The following is a 21,947-nucleotide window of genomic DNA, read 5'->3' as shown; positions in this document are numbered from 1 at the left end:
CATGCCTTCGTCACTGACAATCGTCAGGTGCGGTTGCTTGGCGTTTGCATCCGATGGGCTGATGGGTGTTAATTTTTGCAGGTTGGAGGGGTCTCTGGCGGAATAGTGATTGCGCCGCCGCAAAGGGGGCTTAAAATCCGTGTCCAATGGACTAAGTTAGTAAGACTGGAGTCCGGCAGGCCACAATGTTCAAAATGGTCGTCGGCACCTGGGGATGATGAATGATGATCGCACTGCCGATCTCGATGGAAAAAGAAAAAGATGGTGACGGGGATAACGCCAACCGCGGAACCTCGGTCATCACGCGTACGAAGCCCAAGACGAAACGTCCGAACCTGTATCGCGTACTCCTTTTGAATGACGACTACACCCCGATGGACTTCGTCATCCACATACTGGAGCGGTTCTTTCAGAAGGACAGGGAGGCTGCCACGCTTATCATGCTCCACGTTCATAACCATGGAGTGGGTGAATGCGGCATTTATACCTACGAAGTAGCGGAAACGAAGGTGAGCCAGGTCATGGATTTCGCCCGCCAGCATCAGCATCCGCTGCAGTGTGTCATGGAAAAGAAGTGAGGAACCCGACGTGCCCACATTTTCGCCTAGTCTTGAAAAGGCGCTGCATCAGGCACTGACCTTCGCCAACGAGCGGCATCACGAATATGCCACGCTCGAACATCTGCTTCTCGCGTTGATTGATGACGCGGATGCGGCGGCGGTCATGGGCGCTTGTAACGTCAACCTTGAAAACCTGCGCAAGACCGTTGCCGACTATGTCGATAACGAACTTGCCAACCTCGTGACCGGCTATGACGAAGACTCGAAGCCTACCTCCGGCTTTCAGCGTGTCATCCAGCGGGCCGTCATCCATGTCCAGTCTTCCGGTCGTGAAGAAGTAACTGGTGCCAATGTGCTCGTGGCGATCTTCGCCGAGCGCGAAAGTCATGCCGCATTCTTCCTGCAGGAGCAGGAAATGACCCGTTACGACGCGGTCAACTATATCTCCCACGGTATAGGCAAGCGCCCGGGCTCCTCCCAGTCCCGTACGCCGCGCGGTTCCGAAGAGCCGGATTCCGAGGCCAAGCCATCGCGTGGCGGCGGAGATCAGGACGAGGGTGCAGCCAAGAAACCTCAGGATGCGCTCAAGGCCTATTGCGTCAATCTGAACGACAAGGCCAAGGACGGTCGCATCGATCCGCTGATCGGGCGTCATTCCGAGGTCAACCGTACCATCCAGGTCCTGTGCCGTCGCTCCAAGAACAACCCGCTCTATGTGGGTGATCCGGGCGTGGGCAAGACTGCGATCGCCGAAGGTCTCGCCAAGCGGATCGTCGAAGGCAAGGTGCCGGAAGCGCTCGCCGATGCGACGATCTTCTCGCTCGATATGGGTACGCTGCTTGCCGGCACCCGTTATCGCGGCGACTTCGAGGAGCGCCTGAAGCAGGTCGTCAAGGAACTGGAAGATTTTCCGGGTGCGGTTCTGTTTATCGACGAGATCCACACCGTTATCGGTGCGGGTGCAACGTCGGGCGGGGCGATGGATGCGTCCAACCTGTTGAAGCCGGCTCTGTCCTCCGGGCAGATCCGCTGCATCGGTTCGACCACCTACAAGGAATATCGCCAGTTCTTCGAAAAGGATCGGGCGCTGGTCCGTCGCTTCCAGAAGATCGACGTCAACGAGCCGTCGATTGTCGACGCGATCGAGATCATGAAGGGCCTGAAGCCCTATTTCGAGGACTACCACAAGCTTCGCTATACCAACGAGGCGATCAAGTCGGCCGTCGAACTGTCGGCCCGCTACATCTCCGACCGCAAGCTGCCGGACAAGGCGATCGACGTGATCGACGAGACCGGTGCGGCGCAGATGCTGCTGCCGGCCTCCAAGCGCCGCAAGCTGATCACCGAGAAGGAAATCGAGGCAACCATCGCGACGATGGCGCGGATACCGCCGAAAACCGTTTCCAAGGATGACGAGGCTGTTCTCGCCAATCTGGAAAAGGAATTGCGGTCCGTCGTCTACGGTCAGGATGCCGCGATCGAAGCGCTTTCGACGGCGATCAAGCTGGCGCGTGCAGGCCTGCGCGAGCCGAACAAGCCGATCGGCTCCTACGTCTTCTCCGGCCCGACAGGCGTCGGCAAGACGGAAGTTGCCAAGCAGCTTGCAGCCTCGCTCGGCGTGGAACTGCTGCGGTTCGACATGTCGGAATATATGGAACGCCACACGGTCTCCAGACTGCTCGGCGCACCTCCCGGCTATGTCGGGTTCGATCAGGGCGGTCTTCTGACCGATCAGGTCGATCAGCATCCGCACAGCGTGCTGCTTCTCGACGAAATCGAGAAGGCGCATCCGGATATCTACAATATCCTGCTGCAGGTCATGGACCACGGTTCGCTGACCGACCACAACGGCAAGAAGATCGACTTCCGCAACGTCATCCTGATCATGACGACCAATGCGGGCGCTTCGGAAATGGCCAAGGCCGCCTTCGGCTTCGGCTCCTCCAAGCGCACCGGCGAAGACGAAGAGGCATTGAACCGCCTGTTCACGCCGGAATTCCGCAACCGTCTCGACGCGACGATCCCGTTCGCGCCGCTGCCGACGGCCGTCATCCATCAGGTCGTGCAGAAGTTCGTCATGCAGTTGGAAACCCAGCTGTCCGAACGCAATGTCACGTTCGACCTGCACGAGGACGCGATCGCCTGGCTGGCCGACAAGGGTTACGACGAGAAGATGGGCGCCCGCCCGCTTTCCCGTGTGATCCAGGAATACATCAAGAAGCCGCTTGCCAACGAGATCCTGTTCGGGGCTTTGCGCAAGGGTGGTGTGGTTCGCGTCACTGTCGGCAAGGACGAGAATGGCAAGGATAAACTGGTGCTCGATTCCATTCCGGAAGCCGTGCCGGTGAAGCCGAAGCCTGAAGCAGAAGTGGAAGAGGCTGCCGAAGAGGCAAAGGCCAAGGTTGCAAAGCCGAAGGCGGCCAAGAAGTCGTCCCCCAAGGGCAAGGATGGCGGCAAGGGCGCAGCAGCCAAGGCCAAGGCGGACGACGACGGTGACGTGATCGCCGAAGACGCGCCGAAGCCGCGCAAGGGCAGCACCGTTCCGCGGGTGCCGAAAGCGAAGTAATCGCTCTCATATCGATTGAATAAAAGATGCCGGGCTTGTCCCGGCATCTTTGTGTTTGTAGGCATGTTTGATCAACAGCAAATGGAATGCCTATGTCTGCAGAGCAGCGCGATGAGCCCGGCAACTTGAGATGGTTCCTGACGGGCATGCGCGGCGTCATCTCGCTTCCCGCGATCATTCTGATGACGTCCTATGTCGGGTTTGCCGCATTCGCACTGCAGGCGGGGCTGACGCGCTCTGAAGCCGTGGTCATGACGCTCGGTGTCTGGGCCCTGCCGTCGCAGATGATCCTTGTCGGCTCGATGCTCGGTGGGGCGAATATAGTTGCGTCGTTTCTTGCCGTCACCCTGTCCGCCATCCGGATGATGCCGATGGTGGCTTCGATCGTTCCGGAGATGCGGACGCAGAAGACGCCGGTATGGCTGCTTCTATTCCTGTCGCATTTCATTGCGATCACGTCCTGGGTGTTTGCCTCGACGCATTTGCGTGACGTGCCCCGCCAGAACCGGGTCGCCTTTTTCGCCGGTTTCGGCCTGACGCTCACCTGCACCAATGCGGCGATCGTCGGCATCAGCTACGGCATCGTTTCGCAATTCCCGCCGGTCGTCGCGGGTGCGCTCTTCATGCTGACGCCGGTCTATTTCATCTCGTCGATCTGGGCGAGTTCCAGGCAGTTCGTGGTGAAGCTCGCCTTTATCATCGGCATTGTCGCAGGACCGCTCTTGGCGCTTGTTGTCCCGCAATTCGATGTGCTGATTGCCGGCCTCGGCGGAGGAACGGTTGCCTATCTGATCGATCGATACCGGCGACAGCGTCGGCGTGCCGTTGAGGAGGCCGCGTGATGCTGGAGGAGTACTGGACCTATATCCTGATCATCGTTGCAGGCTTCATCGCAACGGATTTCTGGCGCTGGCTCGGCGTACTGGCCGGCAACAGGCTGAATGAGGAATCCGAGGCGCTCAACTGGGTGAGGGCGGTTGCGACTGCGCTCGTCATGGCCGTCACCGCCAAGCTGATCGTCTTTCCGACGGGAGTATTGGCCGATTCGCCGCTCTGGCTTCGGCTTTCTGCCGCGGGTATCGGCTTTTGCGTTTTTCTGGCGACAGGCAAGAAGGTGGCGGTCGGCGTCATCGTGCCGATCGCCATTCTCGTCGCCGGTCTGTTTCTGCTCGAAACCTGATCAGGCACCGAGTGCGTCGACAACCTTCTTGGCGTTGGCGGCGAGCACGCCATGGTCTTCCATCTGGCCGGTATGCGGCTTCAGGCTGGCGCCTTCGTAGCGCGGGATGATGTGGAAATGCAGATGATAGACGGTCTGGCCGGCGGCCGGTTCGTTGAACTGCGTGACTGTGATGCCATCGGCGTCAAAGGCTTCCTTGGCCGCATTGGCAAGCTTCTGCACGATCGGGATCACCTTGGACAGGGTGGCCGGATCGGCGTCGAGAATGTTTCGCGACGGCGTCTTCGGTATCACCAGCAGGTGACCCGGCGATTGCGGCATGACATCCATGAAGGCCAGTGTGTCGGCATCCTCATACACGCGGTGGCAGGGGATTTCGCCGCGCAGGATTTTTGCGAAGATGTTGCTGTCGTCGTAGCTCATGGAAGTCCTCTCCTAACTTTAAAATCAATCGTCCTGCTGCCGCTCGCCCTTGCGGAACGGGCTATGCTCGGACAGGTATTCGTTCATGCCGTTCACCTCCTGCCGCTCGCGCTCCAGATAGTCGGCAATGGCGCGGCGCAGGCTCGGATGGGCGATGTAATGCATGGAATGGGTGGTGACGGGAAGATAGCCGCGAGCGAGCTTGTGTTCGCCCTGCGCGCCGGCTTCGACGCGCTTCAGCCCCTTGGCAAGCGCGAAGTCGATGGCCTGATGGTAGCAGACTTCGAAATGCAGGAAGGGATGATCCTCGATACAGCCCCAGTGGCGGCCGTAAAGCGTATCGCCACCGATGAAGTTGATCGCGCCGGCGATATAACGACCATCGCGCTTTGCCATGACCAGCAGGATGTCATCGGCCATGTGGCTGCCGATCAGCGAATAGAAGCTGCGGGTGAGATAGGGCCTGCCCCATTTACGGCCACCGGTGTCCATGTAGAAGGCGAAGAACTGGTCCCAGATATCCTCGGTCAGGTCGGCGCCGGTCAGCCAGTCGATCGAGATTCCGTTCTCCAGCGCAGCACGACGCTCCTTTTTCAGCGCCTTGCGTTTGCGTGACGCCAGTGTTTCGAGGAATGCGTCGTGATCGGCATAGCCTTCGTTGATGAAATGAAATTGCTGGTCGGTCCGGTGGAGGTAGTCGGCCTCTTCGAATGCCTCGATCTCGTTTTCCGGCACGAAGGTGACATGTGCCGACGATATTCCGAGTTGCCGTGTCACCTCCTGGAGACCAGCCGCAAGCGACGCCTGCATCGTCTCGCGATCATAGTTGGAAGCGACCAGCAGGCGAGGGCCAGTGGCTGGTGTGAAGGGGATGGCGCATTGCAGTTTCGGATAGTAGCGCCCACCGGCCCGCTCGAAGGCGTCGGCCCAGCCGTGGTCGAAGACATATTCACCCTGGCTATGGCTTTTCAGATAGGCGGGGATTGCGCCGATCAGCGTGCCTTCTTCTGTCTCGAGTAGAAGGTGATGCCCATGCCACCCGGTCTTGGCCGTGGCTGAGCCGGATTGTTCCAGCGACGAAAGGAAGGCATGCGACAGAAACGGGTTGTAGGGAACCTCTGCGGAGGAGCTTTCCCGTGAGGCACCCGAAAGCCGCGACCAGCTTTCAGGGCTGATCGCGGCAAAGGATTGTTCGATGCGGATCGTGAGGCTTGCGGTCATTCCTGAATATTCATGGCTTCCCAAGACGCCCCGCAGGAGGCGGGACGTATAACTTCAACGCTTACGCACATTTGCCATCGAAGATCATGTCGACCGTAAATGGGTTTCGCTAGCGTGCGGTAACCTCACGCGGCTCGAACCCCTCGAAGGTTATCTGATCGCCATGAAGATAGCTATGCGTGAGCGCGTTTTCATCCCTGACCGTCCATGTAATCACCGGAGTTCCGGCACGTCTCTGAGCGGTGATGAAGGAGTTCGGGAGATGTGGCCAGTGGTAGGAAATGAAGTCCAGGCCAAGCTGCATGGCTTCGTCATGCTGGAAGAATTCCTCGGGCTTGTCGCCCATGGCGGTGAGGCCGAGCGGGTAGGGCGCCCCGGCCTTCTTGAGATCACGCAGGATATGATGGTCGAAGCTCATCAGGGCGACCTTGCCCTGATAGCCTTCCAGTACGTCCAGCACGTCCTCGACAAAGCCGTTGTCCTCTTCCGCTGTGCGTCCCTTGATCTCGATGACGAGAGGCACGCGACCGGCAACGAGATCGAGCATCTGCTTCAGGGTCGGAATCTTGTCGGCCGTACCGCCGACCGCGAGAAGGCCAAGCTCGGAAGCTGTTCGCTCCCGCACGTCGCCCTGGATACCGCAAACGCGTTCAAGTTTGTCGTCGTGAAAAACCATGGGAATGCTGTCGGCGGAGAGCTGGAGGTCGCATTCAATTGCAAAACCCGCGTCCACGGCTCGGGAAAAGGCGGAGAGCGTGTTTTCCCACACAGTCTTGTTCATGTCGTGATAGCCGCGATGAGCTACGGCTAAGTCCTTGATCCAGGATGCGGAGGTCATGCTTCGATCTCGATGACGGCTTCAATTTCAACGGCAGCATTGAGCGGCAGCGCGGCCATGCCGACGGCGGCACGGGCGTGTTTGCCGGCTTCGCCAAGAACGTTGGCAATCAGGTTCGACGCGCCGTTGGTGACGATATGCTGATCGGTGAAGCCGGGAGCGGAGGCGACGAAGCTCGACAGCTTGATGACGCGCTTGATCTTACCGAGGTCGCCGCCGAGTGCGGCCTTCGCCTGCGACAGGATGTTGATGGCACAAAGTTCGGCTGCGCGGCTCGCTGTTGTCACATCGACGTCGCTGCCGACCAAGCCCTTGATCTCAAGCTTGCCATTTTCGGTCGGCAACTGTCCGGAGATGTAAAGCATGTTGCCGCTGATGACGTAGGACACGTAGTTGGCGGCAGGTGCCGCTGCCACGGGGAGGGTGATTCCAAGTTCCTTCAGGCGGCTTTCAATGGCATCGGACATTTCGGTCTCCGGTTTGTTGTCAAGCGTACAAAAATCCTTCATCAAGGTCATAACCTTGGCTGATGGCGTTCTTATAACACCCGCGCCCGAGTCCAACAGGAGAATATGAATGCTGCGCACGAGCCTCGCGCTGTTCCTCGTCACCAGTGCCGGTGTCGCCTCCGCTGCGCCGATCAGCGCCGATAGTGCTGCGCGCCTGCTTATTCCTCACCGGGCGGTCTACGACCTCAAGCTCAAGGATGCGTCAGAGCGTTCGGGTATCGAGGGCATGTTTGGCCGTATGGTCTATGAATTCAACGGCTCTGCCTGCACCGGATTCACGACCAATTTCCGGTTGGTCACCAAGATCAGCACGGGCGAAGAGACCCGCGTCAGCGACCAGCAGACCAAGACGTTCGAGGATCTTTCCGCAAAGCAGTTTCATTTCGAGACCAAATCCTACACGGATGAACAGCTCGACAAGAGCGTGACCGGCGATGCGAGCGAAGGTGAGGGGGGCGTCAAGGTCGAGCTGCAGGGCTCAGGCAGTAGGGAAGTCGATCTGCCGGCGAGCGCCTTTCCGACCAGCCACATGCTCGACATCATCCAACAGGCCAAGGACAACAAACGCATTTTCGAGACGCGTGTCTTCGACGGTTCGGAGAATGGCGATCAGTCGCTTCTGACCTCTACCGTGATCGGCAAGGCGGAGACGCCGCAAAAGGGCGATGCGGAAGCTGGTGCAGCCGGCGAGTTCGCCAAGGCGCCCTATTGGCCGGTGACAATCGCCTATTTCAACGACGGAGCCGCCGGCGATCCGATGCCGGTCTACAACATGTCGTTCAAGCTCTACGAAAACGGCATCACCCGTGATCTGACCATGGATTACGGTGATTTTTCGCTGGAAGGCAGTTTGGTGAAGCTGGAACTCCTGAAGACACAACAGGATCCGTGCCCCGCCGTTCCGCGCTAGACGAAAGCTTTCCCTCAGCCTGCCACATGCGGTCGCAGTGCCAGATGTGCGTGCTGCAATACTCGACACCCTGTTAGATTCGTGTCTGTAGTTGCGCCGCAATAAGGAGTGATTCATGGCATTGATCGGATTTAAGAATACCCACAATCAGGAGGTCTACATCAATCCGGCGCAGATCCTTTACGTGATGCCCTTCGAGGAAGGGGTGACGATCGTCACGTTTGCTGCGGTCAACGGCGCAGGGCAACCGCATACGGTCTATATTCGTGGCAGTGTCGAGCAAGTCCGCCAGAGGCTCGGGGCGAAAGCCTGACGGATTTTGGACGCGTCGTGCGGCGAAAGCTGCACAGCAGCGCTTGCAATTTTCTACAATCGCCTGTATGGGCACCCGCATTCCACACGTAAGGCATGGGATCGTCCGGGAGAAATCCGGGCTTTTCCGCCGGTGGCATTCCTCAAGAGAGGGTTGCTGTTCGCCTTGCGGAGGTTCAACCGGAAAAGGATAACTAGGCATGGCATTGCCCGATTTCTCTATGCGCCAGCTTCTCGAAGCAGGCATCCACTTCGGCCACCAGACGCACCGCTGGAACCCGAAGATGAAGCCGTACATCTTCGGCGACCGTAACAACATCCACATCATCGATCTGGCTCAGACCGTTCCGATGCTGTCGCGCGCCCTTCAGGTCGTGTCCGACACCGTTGCTCGTGGCGGCCGCGTTCTGTTCGTTGGCACCAAGCGTCAGGCTTCCGAGCTGATCGCTGATTCGGCCAAGCGTTCTGCCCAGTACTACGTCAACTCCCGCTGGCTCGGCGGCATGATGACCAACTGGAAGACCATTTCGAACTCGATCCAGCGTCTGCGCAAGCTCGACGAGATCCTGTCTTCGGAACAGTCCGGCTACTCCAAGAAGGAGCGTCTGAACCTTGAGCGCGAACGCGAGAAGCTGGACAAGGCTCTCGGCGGTATCCGCGACATGGGCGGCGTTCCGGACCTGATGTTCATCATCGACACCAACAAGGAAAAGATCGCGATCGACGAAGCCAAGCGTCTCGGCATCCCGGTCGTTGCCATCATCGACTCGAACTGCGATCCGGACCTCATCGACTTCCCGATCCCGGGTAACGACGACGCTTCGCGCGCCATCGCTCTCTACTGCGACCTGATCGCACGCGCTGCCATTGACGGCATCGCTCGCCAGCAGGGCGCTTCGGGTCGTGACCTCGGCGCTTCCGCTGAAGCTCCGATCGAGCCGGCTCTCGAAGGCGAAGCTGAAGCCTAAGGCCAAGGTCGGGACGGTTCATCCGTTCCTGCTTTTCCAATTCGACCGAGGCCAGAGAGACGATCCCTGGCCTCGGTTTGTTTAAAAGTCCTGTTCGCCCACGCTCCATCGGATCGCGGTTGAAGAGCAGGCCGGCGGTGATCTTCATCACCCTGTCATACTTCCGGGTACATTCGTTCCCAAAACCTTGAGTTCGCCGAGGTTTTTTCGGCGGCACGCAACAAACCGACAAGAGGCTCACAATGGCTGAAATCACCGCTGCACTGGTGAAGGAACTGCGCGAAAAGTCTGGCGCAGGCATGATGGACTGCAAGAAGGCGCTGATCGAAAACAACGGCGACATCGAAGCGGCAATCGACTGGCTGCGCGCCAAGGGCATCGCCAAGGCCGACAAGAAGTCTGGCCGCACCGCTGCCGAAGGCCTGATCGGCGTTGCTTCTGCCGGCACCAAGGCTGTTGTCGTTGAAGTCAACTCCGAAACCGACTTCGTTGCCCGTAACGATGCCTTCCAGGCCATGGTTCGCGGCATTGCAGACGTTGCCCTTTCCACCGACGGCACCGTTGAAGCCGTTGGCGCAGCCATCTACCCTGAGACCGGCAAGTCGGTCGTCGACACGATCAAGGACGCTGTCGGCACGATCGGTGAAAACATGAACCTGCGCCGTTCGGCTGCTCTCGAAGTGGAAGATGGCGTTGTTTCCACCTACATCCACAATGCTGCTGCCGACCGTCTCGGCAAGCTCGGTGTTCTGGTTGCCCTGAAGTCGACCGGCAACAAGGAAGCGCTCAACGCAATCGGCCGTCAGGTTGCCATGCACATTGCTGCAACGGCTCCGCTCGCTGTCCGCGCTGAAGAAGTTGATGCCGCCGTCGCCGAGCGCGAACGTCACGTCTTCATCGAGCAGGCTCGCGAATCCGGCAAGCCGGAAGCCATCATCGAGAAGATGGTTGAAGGCCGCATGCGCAAGTTCTTCGAAGAAGTTGCCCTGCTTTCGCAGGCTTTCGTCATCAACCCCGACCTGACTGTCGGCGAAGCCGTCAAGGCTGCCGAAAAGGAAGTCGGCGCGCCGATCGAAGTGACCGGCATGGCCCGTCTTCTTCTCGGCGAAGGCGTTGAAAAGGAAGAGACCGACTTCGCTGCAGAAGTCGCTGCCGCTGCAAAGGGCTGATTTCGTCGCCTAATCCAGTGAAAACTCCAAGGGCACCGGTGACAAGCCGGTGCCCTTCGTGTATCCGCAAGCCGTTTGATCTCTCCGTTCCGTCTTGCTTTTTTCAAGGAGCCGTCATGTCGTCTCAGCCCATATACAAGCGCGTTTTGCTCAAAGCCTCCGGTGAGGCTCTGATGGGCAGTCAGGGTTTTGGCATCGATGTCACGGTCGTCGACCGTATCGCTTCCGACATTGCCGAAGCGCGTCGCATAGGTGTCGAAGTCGGCGTCGTTGTCGGCGGTGGCAACATCTTTCGCGGTGTTGCTGTGGCCTCCAAGGGTGGCGACCGTGTGACCGGCGACCACATGGGCATGCTCGCCACCGTCATCAACGCACTGGCGCTCGCAACATCACTACGCAAGCTCGACATCGATACGGTGGTGCTTTCGGCCATTGCCATGCCGGAAATTTGCGAAAGCTTCTCGCAGCGCCAGGCGCTTCACCACATGGCGCAGGGGCGCGTGGTGATTTTTGCAGGCGGCACCGGCAATCCGTTCTTCACGACCGATTCGGCTGCAGCGTTGCGCGCCGCCGAAATCGGCGCCGAAGCGATCTTCAAGGGCACGCAGGTCGATGGCATCTATTCCGCCGACCCGAAGAAGCAGCCCGATGCAACCCGCTTCGATACGCTGACCCATAGTGAGGTTCTTGAAAAGGGCCTGGCTGTCATGGATGTTGCAGCAGTCGCGCTTGCTCGTGAAAACCACATTCCGATCGTCGTCTTCTCTATCCACGAGGCAGGCGGCTTCACCCAAATCTTGACCGGCGGTGGCCGCAAGACCATCGTATCCGACAACTGATAAACGATCGCGGCCTGCTTCAAGACAGGGCTGGTCCGCCAAGAACAAGACGGGAGTTCCAACCATGAGTGGATCAGTCGATCTCAACGACATCAAGCGCCGCATGGATGGCGCCATCAACGCGTTCAAGAGCGATATCGCTTCCTTGAGAACCGGCCGTGCTTCGGCAAACGTTCTCGATCCTGTGATGGTCGAAGCTTATGGTTCGCGCGTGCCTCTGAACCAGGTCGCGAACATCACTGTGCCGGAACCCCGCATGCTCGGCGTCTCCATCTGGGACAAGTCGATGGTTGCTGCCGTTGAGCGCGGTATTCGTGAATCTAACCTCGGTCTCAACCCGATCGTTGATGGCCAGAACCTGCGTATCCCTCTGCCGGAACTCAACGAAGAGCGCCGCAAGTCGCTGGTCAAGGTTGCCCACGATTACGCGGAAAAGGCAAAGGTCGCTGCTCGCCATGTTCGCCGTGATGGTATGGAAGGCCTGAAAAAAGCCGAAAAGGATGGCGTAATCGGTCAGGACGACAGTCGTTCGCAGTCGGAAAAGGTCCAGAAGATGACCGACGATACGATTTCTGAAGTCGACCGCTTGCTTGCGGATAAGGAAAAGGAAATCATGCAGGTCTAGGTTGGGAAACTTTTTTTCCTCCCTTGGCCGTTGAAGGAATTGCATAGGACATGCTGACGCCAGATATTGCGATCATTCCGCAGCACGTTGCCATCATCATGGACGGCAATGGCCGGTGGGCTAACAAGCGTGGCCTTGCCCGGACGATGGGGCACAACAAGGGTGTCGAGGCGGTCAAGGAGACCGTCAGGGCGGCGGGTGAACTTGGCATCCGCTATCTCACCCTGTTTGCGTTCTCGTCCGAAAATTGGAACAGGCCGGAAGCCGAGGTCAGCGACCTTCTCGGCCTGCTACGCCGTTTTATTCGTCGCGATCTGGCCGAGCTTCATCGCGAAAACGTGCGCATCAAGGTTATCGGCGAGCGCGAAAGGCTGCGTGGGGATATTCTTCCGCTTCTTCTGGAAGCCGAGGAAACAACGCGCAACAATACCGCCCTTACGGTCGTGATCGCATTCAACTACGGTTCCCGAGACGAGATCGCGCGGGCAACCACGCTGATTGCACAGAAGGTCAAGGCAGGTCTGCTGGATCCGGCGGCGATCACTCCCGAGATGATTAGCGATCATCTCGATACTGCGGGAATACCTGATCCGGACCTCATCATCCGCACCAGCGGCGAGGAGCGCCTTTCGAATTTCCTGCTCTGGCAGGCGGCCTATTCCGAGTTCGTGTTCCTGCCTGACTATTGGCCGGACTTCAATCGCGGGCTTTTCGTCGAGGCACTCAAGATTTATGCGGCGCGAGACCGGCGCTTTGGCGGCTTGTCTGCGAGACCTGCGGCGGTCGTCGGCTAATGGCAAGCGAGCTCAAGCTTCGGATCATATCCGCGATCGTGCTTGCCGTGGTTGTTCTGGCTGCGACCTGGATGGGCGGCTGGGCGTTCAATCTTGTGGCCGCGGTGATCGCTCCGCTGATCTACTATGAATGGTCGACGATGACCCGTCTCGCCGAGCGGGACTTCAAGGCAAACGCCTTTGGCTGGTTGATCGTCCTGCTCATTGCTCTCGATATAGCGGTGGGGGGAGGTGATCTCTCCATGCCGCTGCTCTGCGGCGGTGCAATCACGGCAGCGATCCTGGTTCTGCCCGGTCGAGGTCCTTGGTGGATCCCGGGCGGTATCGTCTATGCGGGTCTGAGCGGCATTTCTCTTGCGGCGATCCGTGGGGACAATCAGGCCGGGTTCGTGGCGATGCTCTTCATTTTCGCCGTTGTCTGGGGGACTGACATCCTGGCATATTTCGTCGGTCGTGCTATCGGCGGACCTAAGCTTGCGCCGCGAATTTCTCCCGGCAAGACATGGTCCGGTGCGATCGGCGGAACAGTGGCGGGTGTAGCTGCAAGCGGACTTCTGACGCTCGGCGTGTTCTCGCGGGTTTCCCTGTGGACGATGGCGCTTGCCTTTCTCCTGTCTGTCGCCAGTCAGCTTGGCGATCTGTTCGAATCCTTCATCAAGCGTCGCTTCGGCGTCAAGGACAGCAGTCATTTGATTCCCGGACACGGTGGCGTGATGGACAGGGTAGACGGCTTGGTTTTTGCCTCTTTTGCCGTATTTCTGTTGACGCTTGTGGACACGGCCATGAAGGGCCATGTTAGCAATTCTGTCGCAGCCTTCATCTTCGGTCTGTAAGAGCGGCGACCAGCCTTGGTATTGTGAAGCGGAAACATTGATGGCCATCCTTGGTTTCATAACGGGCTATATCATCCCGTTTATCCTCGTTCTTTCCCTGCTCGTCTTCGTCCACGAGATGGGGCACTATCTTGTGGGGCGGTGGAGCGGGATCCGGGTAACCGCCTTTTCGGTCGGCTTCGGTCCGGAATTGGTCGGTTATACCGATAGCCACGGGACACGCTGGAAACTGTCGGCCATTCCGCTTGGCGGCTATGTGAAGTTCTTCGGCGACGAGGATGCGTCGAGTCTTCCTGACGCCTCGAGTGTTGCGCATATGAGCGAGGCCGACAGGGCTCAGACGCTCGCAGGGGCAAAGCTTTGGAAGCGCGCGGCCACCGTTGCGGCGGGTCCAATCGCGAACTTCATATTGGCGATTGCCATTTTTGCGGTCCTGTTTTCCGTTTACGGGAAAATGATTGCCGATCCGGTTGTCGCAGAGGTGCGTCCAGACAGCGCGGCTGCTGAAGCCGGGGTTCAGCCGGGCGATCGGCTTGTTGCGCTTGATGGATCCAAGGTCTCCACCTTCGACGAGGTGCGTCGCTATGTGAGTGTGAGGCCTGAAACTTCGATCGTCGTCACGGTTGAGCGTAACGGCCAGGACCTCGATCTGCCGATGGTGCCGAAGCGCACTGAGATCGACGATCAGTTCGGCAACAAGGTGGAACTCGGCCTGATCGGCATCGTCACCAATGAGGAGCGCGGCAACTTCCGGCTTGTAACCTTCTCTCCGCTGGAGGCGGTCGGTGAGGGCGTGAAGGAGACCGGCAATATCATCACCGGCACATTCCGCTATCTCGGCAACCTGGTGACGGGCAAGATGAGGGCCGACCAGCTGGGTGGCCCGGTTCGTGTTGCGCAGGCCTCCGGGCAGATGGCGACACTGGGCTTTGCGGCCGTCATTCAGCTTGCCGCCGTCCTGTCTGTTTCTATTGGACTTTTGAACTTAATGCCGGTTCCAGTGCTTGACGGCGGCCATTTGGTTTTCTACGCAATAGAAGCTGTGAGGGGGAAGCCCCTGGGTGCCGGAGCCCAGGAGATCGCATTCCGTATCGGTCTTGCGATGGTACTCAGTCTGATGGTGTTTGCCACCTTCAACGATATCACCAACCTTATTGGCTAAGCGAGCTGCGGGTGAATAAACCGATTATTCACCATGTTTACAATGTTGCGTGGCCTCAGAGCCACGCTTCAAAAGGAAGTAAATAGAAATTAACGCGATAGCTTGCTTGTAGGGCAAAAGAAGGTAAAACGACACACGTGGCCGGAGTCGGGCTCCACCCGCCGAGGGACAACGGGAAAAGGTAAGAATTGAAAATGAAGGCTGGTTCAAAGTTTTTGAACGCGGTTTCGGCGTTTGCGCTGTCTGCTAGTGTTGTCGCGTCGGGTTCTGGCGTTATGGTGCTCGCAAGTGCTGCGAGTGCTGAGGCTGCTGTCATCCGCAGCGTTCAGGTGCGTGGCGCGCAGCGCGCCGGCGAAGAAGCTGTTCGCTCCAACCTCACGATCCAGCCTGGTGTTTCCTTTTCCGGTGCTGACATTGATGAGTCGGTCAAGCGTCTCTACGCAACCGGCTACTTCTCTGATGTAAAGATCAGCGTCTCCGGCAGCTCGCTTGTCGTGACTGTCGCCGAGAACGAACTGGTCAATCAGGTTGTTTTCAACGGCAACCGCAAGATCAAGGACGACAAGCTTTCCGGCGTCGTCCAGACGCAGCCGCTCGGCCCGTACAGCCAGGCGATCGTGAATGCTGATATCGAGCGCATTCGTACCGCCTATTCGCAGATCGGTCGCAGCGACGTCGAAATCACCACCCAGACCGTCAATGTCGGACAGGGCCGCGTCAACGTTGCCTTCGTTATCAACGAAGGTGATCGTACGAAGATCGCCGATATCAATTTTGTCGGTAATCAGGCTTATGGCGATGGTCGTCTCAAGGCGGTTATCGTCACGAAGGAATCCGGTCCGCTGTCGTTCCTGACCCGTAAGGACGTTTATAGCCCGGACAAGTTGCGCGCTGATGAAGATGCGCTGCGCCAGTTCTACTACAATCACGGTTACCCGGATTTCCGCATCATTTCGTCCGATGCGCAGCTCGATGCGGCAACCAACAAGTACACGATCAACTTCACCGTTGAAGAAGGTCCGCGCTATCAGTTCGGCGATATCAATGTCGAGTCGAGCGTTGAAGGCGTTTCCGGCGAAGAGTTGCAGGGTCTCGTCGAGACCAAGCCGGGCGCTGTTTACGACAGCCGTGAGATCCAGAAGTCGATGGAGGCTATCTCCAAGCAGGTTGCTTCGAAGGGCTATCCTTTCGCACGTGTGACCCCGCGCGGTGATCGCAACCTGCAGACCAATACGATCGGCGTTTCCTATATGGTCGATCAGGGCGAGCGCGCCTATGTCGAGCGCATCGAAATCCGTGGCAATACCCGTACCCGCGATTACGTCATTCGCCGCGAATTCGATTTCAGCGAAGGCGATGCCTTCAACCAGGAAATGATTTCGCGCGCAAAGCGTCGTCTTGAGGCGCTCGGTTACTTCACGTCGGTCAATATCTCGACGACGCAGGGTACCGCTGCTGACCGCGTTGTCGTGGTCGTCGATGTCGAAGATCAGTCGACCGGTTCGTTCGGTATCGGCGCCGGTTACTCCGCCGGTGGTGACGGCTTCATTCTCGAAGCCTCCGTCGAAGAAAAGAACTTCCTTGGTCGCGGCCAGTATGTTCGCGTTGCTGCCGGTGGTGGCCTGAACGATTCGCGCACTTACTCGCTGTCGTTCACCGAGCCTTACTTCCTCGGTTATCGTCTGGCCGCAGGCTTTGACGTCTTCCGCAGCGAAACGTCGTCGAACGATAACTACGACTACTCGGAACAGGGCTTCACGCTGCGCGTGACGGCGCCAATCACCGAAGATCTGGCGACGACCCTCCGGTACACGTACAAGGAAATCGAATACGAAAGCGATGGCAACGACTTTGCCGATCTGTCGCCGATCTATCAGGATCTCGTCAATCACGGTAAGTACACGCAGTCGTCGGTCGCTCAGACACTGACCTACAACACGCTCGACAGCCAGACGATGGCACGTGAAGGTATCTATGCAACCTTCACGCATGAATTTGCCGGTCTGGGTGGTGATTCGGAGTTCTACAAGATTTCCGGACGTGCGCGCTACTATCAGACGCTTTCGACCGAAGCTGACCTTATCGGCTCGATCGCAGTCGGTGCAGGACATGTGTTCGGCACTGGCGACAATCTGAACGTCTTCGACCAGTTTACGCTTGGCGGACGTCAGGTTCGCGGTTTCGACAATAATGGTATCGGCCCGCGTACGAAGGAAGATGGCGACGCAATCGGTGGCACGACCTACTTCACCGTCTCTGCTGACGCTTCCATGCCAATGCCTGCCGTTCCGGAAGACATCGGTCTGCGCCTTGCTGCTTTCGCTGATGCAGGCACCCTGTACGGTAACGACGTAAAGACGACTGGCACTGCGATCGAAGGCACAGGCATGTCCTGGCGTGCGTCCGTCGGTGTCGGCGTCATGTGGGCTTCGCCGTTCGGTAATATCCGGATGGATTACGCGATCCCGGTTCTCAAGGAAGACTTCGACGAGACCCAGGAATTCCGCTTCAGCATGGCAAACCAGTTCTGATCGTTTCCGGCCGCGAAAGCGGCCGGAAGCCTGTTCTGGAGCTTTATCCTTATGGATCAGAATAATTTCTTTCCGCCCCATGATGGCGTTAGCCTGCGCGAGCTGGCGGCCCATCTTGGGGCTGAGCTTTTGGATGAAACCGCTGGCGATCGCATGATCCGCTCTGTGGCGCCGGTTGCGCGTGCGCAGGAGGGGCAGGTCTGTTACATCCTGTCGCGGAAGAACCGCCAGGAGCTCGATACCTGCAAGGCTTCCGCTATCCTTTGTGATCCCGGCCTTGCGAATATCGTTCCATCGCATATTGCCGTTCTGCAGACGAAGACGCCGCATTCAGCCTTCGCTATGGCTGGAGCGTTTCTGCATCCACTGGCGATGCGTCCCAGCCCGGTGACGTCTGAAGGCGAGGGAATTTCCCCTTCTGCCTATGTGGATCCCACGGCGCGTCTGGAAGACGGTGTGACGGTTGAGCCAATGGCTGTCATCGGCGCTCGCGTCCACATCGGTTCGGGCACGCGTATCGGAGCGGGTTCGGTTGTCGGCGCCGACGTTCAGATCGGCCGCAATTGCAGCATAGCCGCCGGCGCGAGTGTCGTGGCCGCGTTGATCGGTAACAATGTGATCATTCACAATGGTGTCCGTATAGGCCAGGACGGTTTCGGTTTCGCGCCTGGACCGCGCGGCATGCTGAAGATCGTGCAGATCGGCCGTGTGATCATCCAGGATAACGTGGAGATCGGTGCGAATACGACCATCGACCGTGGAGCCATGGATGACACGGTGATTGGCGAAGGTACGAAAATCGACAACCAGGTCCAGATCGCCCACAACGTCCATATCGGGCGTCATTGCGGTATCGCTTCGGGTGCCGGTATCGCCGGATCGACAAAGATCGGCAACGGCGTCTTGATCGGCGGCGCGTCCGGCATAAATGGGCATATCACAATCGGAGATGGTGTTCAGATCGCTGCCATGAGCGGCGTTGTGGCAAATATCCCGGCCGGCCTTACCTATGGCGGAATACCGGCGCGGCCGATGAGAGACTTTCTCCGTGAGATGGCGGAAAAAATGTCCCAGGTGGACGACAGGGCAAAACGCAGAGGAGACAAAAACAATGACTGATGAGACCAAGCCGGAGCTCGGCGCGGCCGACATTCAGGAAATCATGAAGCTTTTGCCTCATCGCTATCCGTTTCTGCTCGTGGACAAGATCATCGATATCGATGGCGATAATTCGGCTATCGGCATCAAGAATGTGACGGCCAACGAGCCGCAATTCCAGGGGCACTTTCCTGAGCGTCCGATCATGCCGGGCGTTCTTCTGGTCGAGGCGATGGCGCAGACCGCCGGCGCGATCTGTGCGCGAAAGGAAGGCGAAGGTGGAAACCTCGTCTACTTCATGACCATCGACAATGCCCGTTTCCGCAAGCCGGTCGTGCCGGGCGACAGGGTGGAATTCCACGTCGCGAAGCAGAAGCAGCGCGGCAATATCTGGAAATTCCATTGTGACGCCAAGGTGGAAGGCGTGCTCGTGGCAGAAGCTGATATCGGCGCCATGATTGTCCGTAAGGAAGGCGAATGAGCACGATTGCAGCCAGCGCACGCATTCATCCGATGGCGATCGTCGAGGATGGCGCTGTTATCGGTGAAAACGTTGTCGTCGGACCGTTCAGCCATGTGGGTCCTCGCGTCGTGCTCAAGGACAATGTCGAGCTTGTGTCGCATGCGATCGTGACCGGCAAGACGGAGATCGGCAAGGGTTGCCGGATTTTCCCGATGGCTGTCATCGGCGGCGTTTCGCAGAGCCTTCACGAGGCGGGCGAAGAGTCGAGCCTGACGGTCGGTGACAACTGCACCATGCGTGAAGGCGTGACGATGAATACCGGCACGGTCGGTGGCGGCGGCACGACGGTTGTCGGCAGCGATTGCCTGTTTCTGGCCAACAGCCATGTGGCGCATGATTGCCAGCTCGGTAGCGGCATCATCATGTCGAACAATGTGATGCTGGCCGGACACGTGCATGTCGGCGATCGCGCCATTCTCGGCGGCGGCTGTGCCGTGCATCAGTTTACCCACATCGGCCGCCAGGCCTTTATCGGTGGGCTTTCGGCGGTGAATTATGACGTCATTCCGTACGGCATGCTGAACGGCAATCCCGGTCTGCTCGGCGGTCTCAACATTGTCGGCATGACGCGGGCTGGCATGGACAAGAAGACGCTCCATCGTGTTCGCCGTGCCTTCAAGGATATTTTCGAAGGCGAGGGCAATGTGCGTGCAAACGCTGCTGCCATTCGTGACGATTATACCGATTGCAAGGAAGCGATGGAGATCATCGACTTCATCACTGTCGACAACGACCGTGCGATTTCCTCTCCCTTCCGCCGGAAGGGCTGAGGCTGATGAGCGGCCCGTCTGATGGCCGCCTGGCCATTATCGCTGGCCGGGGGCTTTTGCCGCTCCATCTGGCACGGGCTGCCAGGGGTGAAGGCGAAAATCCCTTCATCGTCGTTCTGGCGGACGAGGCTGATCACCGCTTCGATGATTTCGAAACCATTTCCGTCGGCGTCGGAAATCTTGCTGCGATCGAGAAAGCCTTCCGCGATCTGAAGATCGGTCGCGTCGTCATGTCCGGTGGTGTCGCCCGAAGGCCAGAATGGCGGGACATCCGACCTACATTCAAGACAATTTTGAAAATGCCGTCTGTCGTGCGGACGTTGATGTCACATGGCGATGACACGGTCCTGCAGATGGTCATCAAGCTCATCGAGGCCATGGGCTGCACCGTTATCGGCGCTCATGAAATCGCGCCCGGTCTGCTTGCGCGATCCGGACCATTGGGAAGCGTGTCTCCTGCTGGTGACGATCTGCGCGATATAGCGAGAGGAACCGAGGCGGCGTTGACGCTCGGCCGGCTGGACATCGGGCAGGGTGCCGTTTCCGTTGGTGGCAGGGTCGTCGCCCTGGAGGGTGTCGAAGGCACCGACGCCATGATGCAGCGCGTTGCCGATCTGCGAAGTGCAGGCAGGATTTCGGCGCGCAGGCGCGGTGTTCTCGTCAAACTTTGCAAACCACAGCAGGACATGCGCGCCGACCTTCCGACAATCGGCCCTTCAACGGTCGAGAATGCGGTTCGGGCGGGGCTCGCCGGTATCGCGGTCGAGGCGGGCAGGGCGCTTGTGCTTGAAGAGCAGGCTATGATCGCTGCCGCTGATGCGGCGGGTATCTTCGTGTGCGGGATCGAGCCGACCCTGGAGAATGGAGGGCTTCAATGAGCCGTGTCCTGAAGGTTGCCGTCATCGCCGGCGAAGTCTCGGGTGATCTTCTCGGTGGCGATCTGATCGCTGCCCTCAAGGTCGCTCATGACGGGCCGGTCGAGCTTTTAGGCGTCGGCGGCGATGCGCTGACCGCGCAGGGGCTGCAATCGCTTTTCGATTTTTCCGAACTGTCGATCATGGGGCTGACGCAGGTATTGTCGCGACTGCCGAACCTGATCAAGCGCATCAACCAGACGGCAAGCGCGATCATCGCTGCACAGCCGGATGTCCTTATCATCATCGACAGCCCCGATTTTACCCATCGCGTGGCAAAGAAGGTGAGAGCGGCATTGCCTCAGCTTCCAATCGTCAACTACGTTTGCCCCAGCGTGTGGGCATGGAAGGAATATCGCGCCAAGGCGATGCTTGCCTATGTCGATCGCGTGCTGGCGGTCCTGCCGTTTGAGCCCGAGGCGATGAAGCGGCTGGGAGGGCCTGAGACGATCTTTGTCGGTCATCGCCTGACCAATGATCCGGACCTTCTGAGGGTGAGAGGCTTGCGCTCCGCCCGCCCGGTAAAATCCGTAGAGGAGAGGAAAACGATCCTGCTTCTTCCTGGCTCAAGGTCGGCGGAAATCAAAAGTCTGCTGCCTGTCTTCGGTGAAGCCGCGAAAGAGTTTGTCGAGCGCAACGGCGATACACGTTTCCTGCTGCCCACCGTTCCGCGTCGCGAAGCGCTGGTTCGCGAGATCGCCGCGAAGCTTCCTGTGCCGGTCGAGGTAAGTTCTGGCGTTGAAGCAAAGTGGAATGCCTTTGCCGAGGCGGATGCCGCGATGGCGGCCTCGGGCACGGTCATCCTCGAGCTTGGCCTTGCGACCGTGCCGGTTGTCTCCGCCTACAAGACCGATTGGCTGATCAAGTTGCTCGCAGGCAAGATCAAGATATGGACCGGGGCATTGCCCAATCTGATTGCGGACTATGCCGTCGTACCGGAATATATCAATGAAGTGGTCCGACCCGGCAGTCTGTGCCGTTGGTCCGAGCAGCTGTCGAGCGATACCTCACAACGTCGGGCAATGTTGGAAGGTTTTGATATCGCATGGCAGCGACTGCAGGTTCCCGTGCCACCAGGTGAAACTGCAGCCGCGGCTGTGCTTGATCTATTGAAACAACGCCTCTGAAATTCGCGCTAATTTCGCCGGGCGGGGTTCTTCGCGGGCAAGTTCAGGCATAAAAAAACCGGCCATTTCTGGCCG

General features: G+C 58.6%; 23 protein-coding genes. 19 read left to right on the top strand and 4 right to left on the bottom strand.

The genetic code is table 11. The features are described 5' to 3' along the window. Positions 1-224: 224 nt before the first annotated feature. From clpS to JNB91_RS07055, 4 genes are all read left to right on the top strand, one after another. A complete protein-coding gene (gene clpS / locus JNB91_RS07070) occupies positions 225-578 on the top strand; it encodes an ATP-dependent Clp protease adapter ClpS (protein WP_112503791.1) in 354 nt (117 codons plus the stop codon). A gap of 10 nt (positions 579-588) precedes the next feature. Then, entirely contained in the window at positions 589-3,126 is a 2,538-nt protein-coding gene (clpA, locus tag JNB91_RS07065) for an ATP-dependent Clp protease ATP-binding subunit ClpA (protein WP_220324814.1), read from the top strand. Positions 3,127-3,218: 92 nt separating this feature from the next. Beyond that, entirely contained in the window at positions 3,219-3,968 is a 750-nt protein-coding gene (locus JNB91_RS07060) for an AzlC family ABC transporter permease (protein ID WP_220324813.1), read from the top strand. Further along, positions 3,968-4,306, top strand: a complete 339-nt coding sequence (locus JNB91_RS07055; RefSeq protein ID WP_220324812.1) for an AzlD domain-containing protein — start codon at positions 3,968-3,970, stop codon at positions 4,304-4,306. Before JNB91_RS07060 ends, JNB91_RS07055 begins: the two co-directional genes overlap by 1 nt. Here the strand turns inward: JNB91_RS07055 and JNB91_RS07050 are convergent, their stop codons facing one another. The 4 genes from JNB91_RS07050 to JNB91_RS07035 form a co-directional block, all read right to left on the bottom strand. Then, positions 4,307-4,729 carry an HIT family protein gene (locus JNB91_RS07050; protein ID WP_220324811.1) on the bottom strand — a complete coding sequence of 141 codons (423 nt, stop codon included), beginning with the start codon at positions 4,727-4,729 and terminating at the stop codon, positions 4,307-4,309. A gap of 24 nt (positions 4,730-4,753) precedes the next feature. Then, entirely contained in the window at positions 4,754-5,950 is a 1,197-nt protein-coding gene (locus tag JNB91_RS07045) for a GNAT family N-acetyltransferase (protein ID WP_220324810.1), read from the bottom strand. A 109-nt stretch (positions 5,951-6,059) separates the two neighbouring features. Next, positions 6,060-6,788 carry a glycerophosphodiester phosphodiesterase gene (locus tag JNB91_RS07040; protein ID WP_220324809.1) on the bottom strand — a complete coding sequence of 243 codons (729 nt, stop codon included), beginning with the start codon at positions 6,786-6,788 and terminating at the stop codon, positions 6,060-6,062. Then, positions 6,785-7,255 carry a RidA family protein gene (locus JNB91_RS07035; protein ID WP_220324808.1) on the bottom strand — a complete coding sequence of 157 codons (471 nt, stop codon included), beginning with the start codon at positions 7,253-7,255 and terminating at the stop codon, positions 6,785-6,787. Before JNB91_RS07035 ends, JNB91_RS07040 begins: the two co-directional genes overlap by 4 nt. A 109-nt stretch (positions 7,256-7,364) precedes the next feature. Between JNB91_RS07035 and JNB91_RS07030 the strand changes: the two genes are divergently transcribed. The 15 genes from JNB91_RS07030 (at position 7,365) to lpxB (ending at position 21,872) form a co-directional block, all read left to right on the top strand. Then, on the top strand, positions 7,365-8,207 hold the full coding sequence (locus tag JNB91_RS07030) for a cell envelope integrity EipB family protein (protein WP_220324807.1): 843 nt from the start codon (positions 7,365-7,367) through the stop codon (positions 8,205-8,207). 115 nt (positions 8,208-8,322) lie between these two features. Then, complete coding sequence (locus tag JNB91_RS07025) at positions 8,323-8,520, top strand: hypothetical protein (RefSeq protein ID WP_220324806.1); 198 nt, start codon at positions 8,323-8,325, stop codon at positions 8,518-8,520. Positions 8,521-8,719: 199 nt separating this feature from the next. Beyond that, positions 8,720-9,487: a 30S ribosomal protein S2 gene (gene rpsB, locus JNB91_RS07020; RefSeq protein ID WP_220324805.1), complete on the top strand. Its 768-nt coding sequence runs from the start codon at positions 8,720-8,722 to the stop codon at positions 9,485-9,487. 242 nt (positions 9,488-9,729) lie between these two features. Further along, positions 9,730-10,656, top strand: coding sequence for a translation elongation factor Ts (tsf, locus tag JNB91_RS07015; RefSeq protein ID WP_220324804.1), 927 nt, complete (start codon positions 9,730-9,732; stop codon positions 10,654-10,656). A gap of 116 nt (positions 10,657-10,772) precedes the next feature. Then, positions 10,773-11,495 carry a UMP kinase gene (pyrH, locus tag JNB91_RS07010; RefSeq protein ID WP_220324803.1) on the top strand — a complete coding sequence of 241 codons (723 nt, stop codon included), beginning with the start codon at positions 10,773-10,775 and terminating at the stop codon, positions 11,493-11,495. A 64-nt stretch (positions 11,496-11,559) separates the two neighbouring features. Beyond that, positions 11,560-12,120, top strand: a complete 561-nt coding sequence (gene frr / locus JNB91_RS07005; RefSeq protein ID WP_220324802.1) for a ribosome recycling factor — start codon at positions 11,560-11,562, stop codon at positions 12,118-12,120. A gap of 50 nt (positions 12,121-12,170) precedes the next feature. Beyond that, positions 12,171-12,914: an isoprenyl transferase gene (locus JNB91_RS07000; RefSeq protein ID WP_220324801.1), complete on the top strand. Its 744-nt coding sequence runs from the start codon at positions 12,171-12,173 to the stop codon at positions 12,912-12,914. Further along, positions 12,914-13,747, top strand: coding sequence for a phosphatidate cytidylyltransferase (locus tag JNB91_RS06995; protein ID WP_220324800.1), 834 nt, complete (start codon positions 12,914-12,916; stop codon positions 13,745-13,747). Before JNB91_RS07000 ends, JNB91_RS06995 begins: the two co-directional genes overlap by 1 nt. Positions 13,748-13,787: 40 nt before the next feature. After that, positions 13,788-14,909 (top strand): RIP metalloprotease RseP, encoded by a 1,122-nt coding sequence (gene rseP / locus JNB91_RS06990; RefSeq protein ID WP_220324799.1) that lies wholly within the window; start codon positions 13,788-13,790, stop codon positions 14,907-14,909. 194 nt (positions 14,910-15,103) lie between these two features. Continuing rightward, the gene (bamA, locus tag JNB91_RS06985; RefSeq protein ID WP_220324798.1) at positions 15,104-17,440 is read left to right on the top strand and encodes an outer membrane protein assembly factor BamA; all 2,337 of its coding nucleotides are present in this window, start codon (positions 15,104-15,106) and stop codon (positions 17,438-17,440) included. Between the two features lie 51 nt (positions 17,441-17,491). After that, entirely contained in the window at positions 17,492-18,559 is a 1,068-nt protein-coding gene (gene lpxD / locus JNB91_RS06980; protein ID WP_220324797.1) for a UDP-3-O-(3-hydroxymyristoyl)glucosamine N-acyltransferase, read from the top strand. After that, on the top strand, positions 18,552-19,019 hold the full coding sequence (fabZ, locus tag JNB91_RS06975) for a 3-hydroxyacyl-ACP dehydratase FabZ (protein WP_220324796.1): 468 nt from the start codon (positions 18,552-18,554) through the stop codon (positions 19,017-19,019). Before lpxD ends, fabZ begins: the two co-directional genes overlap by 8 nt. After that, on the top strand, positions 19,016-19,831 hold the full coding sequence (gene lpxA / locus JNB91_RS06970; RefSeq protein WP_220324795.1) for an acyl-ACP--UDP-N-acetylglucosamine O-acyltransferase: 816 nt from the start codon (positions 19,016-19,018) through the stop codon (positions 19,829-19,831). Before fabZ ends, lpxA begins: the two co-directional genes overlap by 4 nt. Before the next feature lie 5 nt (positions 19,832-19,836). Next, positions 19,837-20,709: an LpxI family protein gene (locus JNB91_RS06965; RefSeq protein ID WP_220324794.1), complete on the top strand. Its 873-nt coding sequence runs from the start codon at positions 19,837-19,839 to the stop codon at positions 20,707-20,709. Then, positions 20,706-21,872: a lipid-A-disaccharide synthase gene (lpxB, locus tag JNB91_RS06960; RefSeq protein ID WP_220324793.1), complete on the top strand. Its 1,167-nt coding sequence runs from the start codon at positions 20,706-20,708 to the stop codon at positions 21,870-21,872. Before JNB91_RS06965 ends, lpxB begins: the two co-directional genes overlap by 4 nt. Positions 21,873-21,947 lie beyond the last annotated feature (75 nt).

Source organism: Aliirhizobium wenxiniae (assembly GCF_019511445.1).
In the GTDB taxonomy this organism is placed as follows: domain Bacteria; phylum Pseudomonadota; class Alphaproteobacteria; order Rhizobiales; family Rhizobiaceae; genus Neorhizobium; species Neorhizobium wenxiniae_A.
The sequence above is the reverse complement of the archived record's forward strand: the minus strand, read 5'-3'. Positions and strand labels throughout refer to the sequence as shown.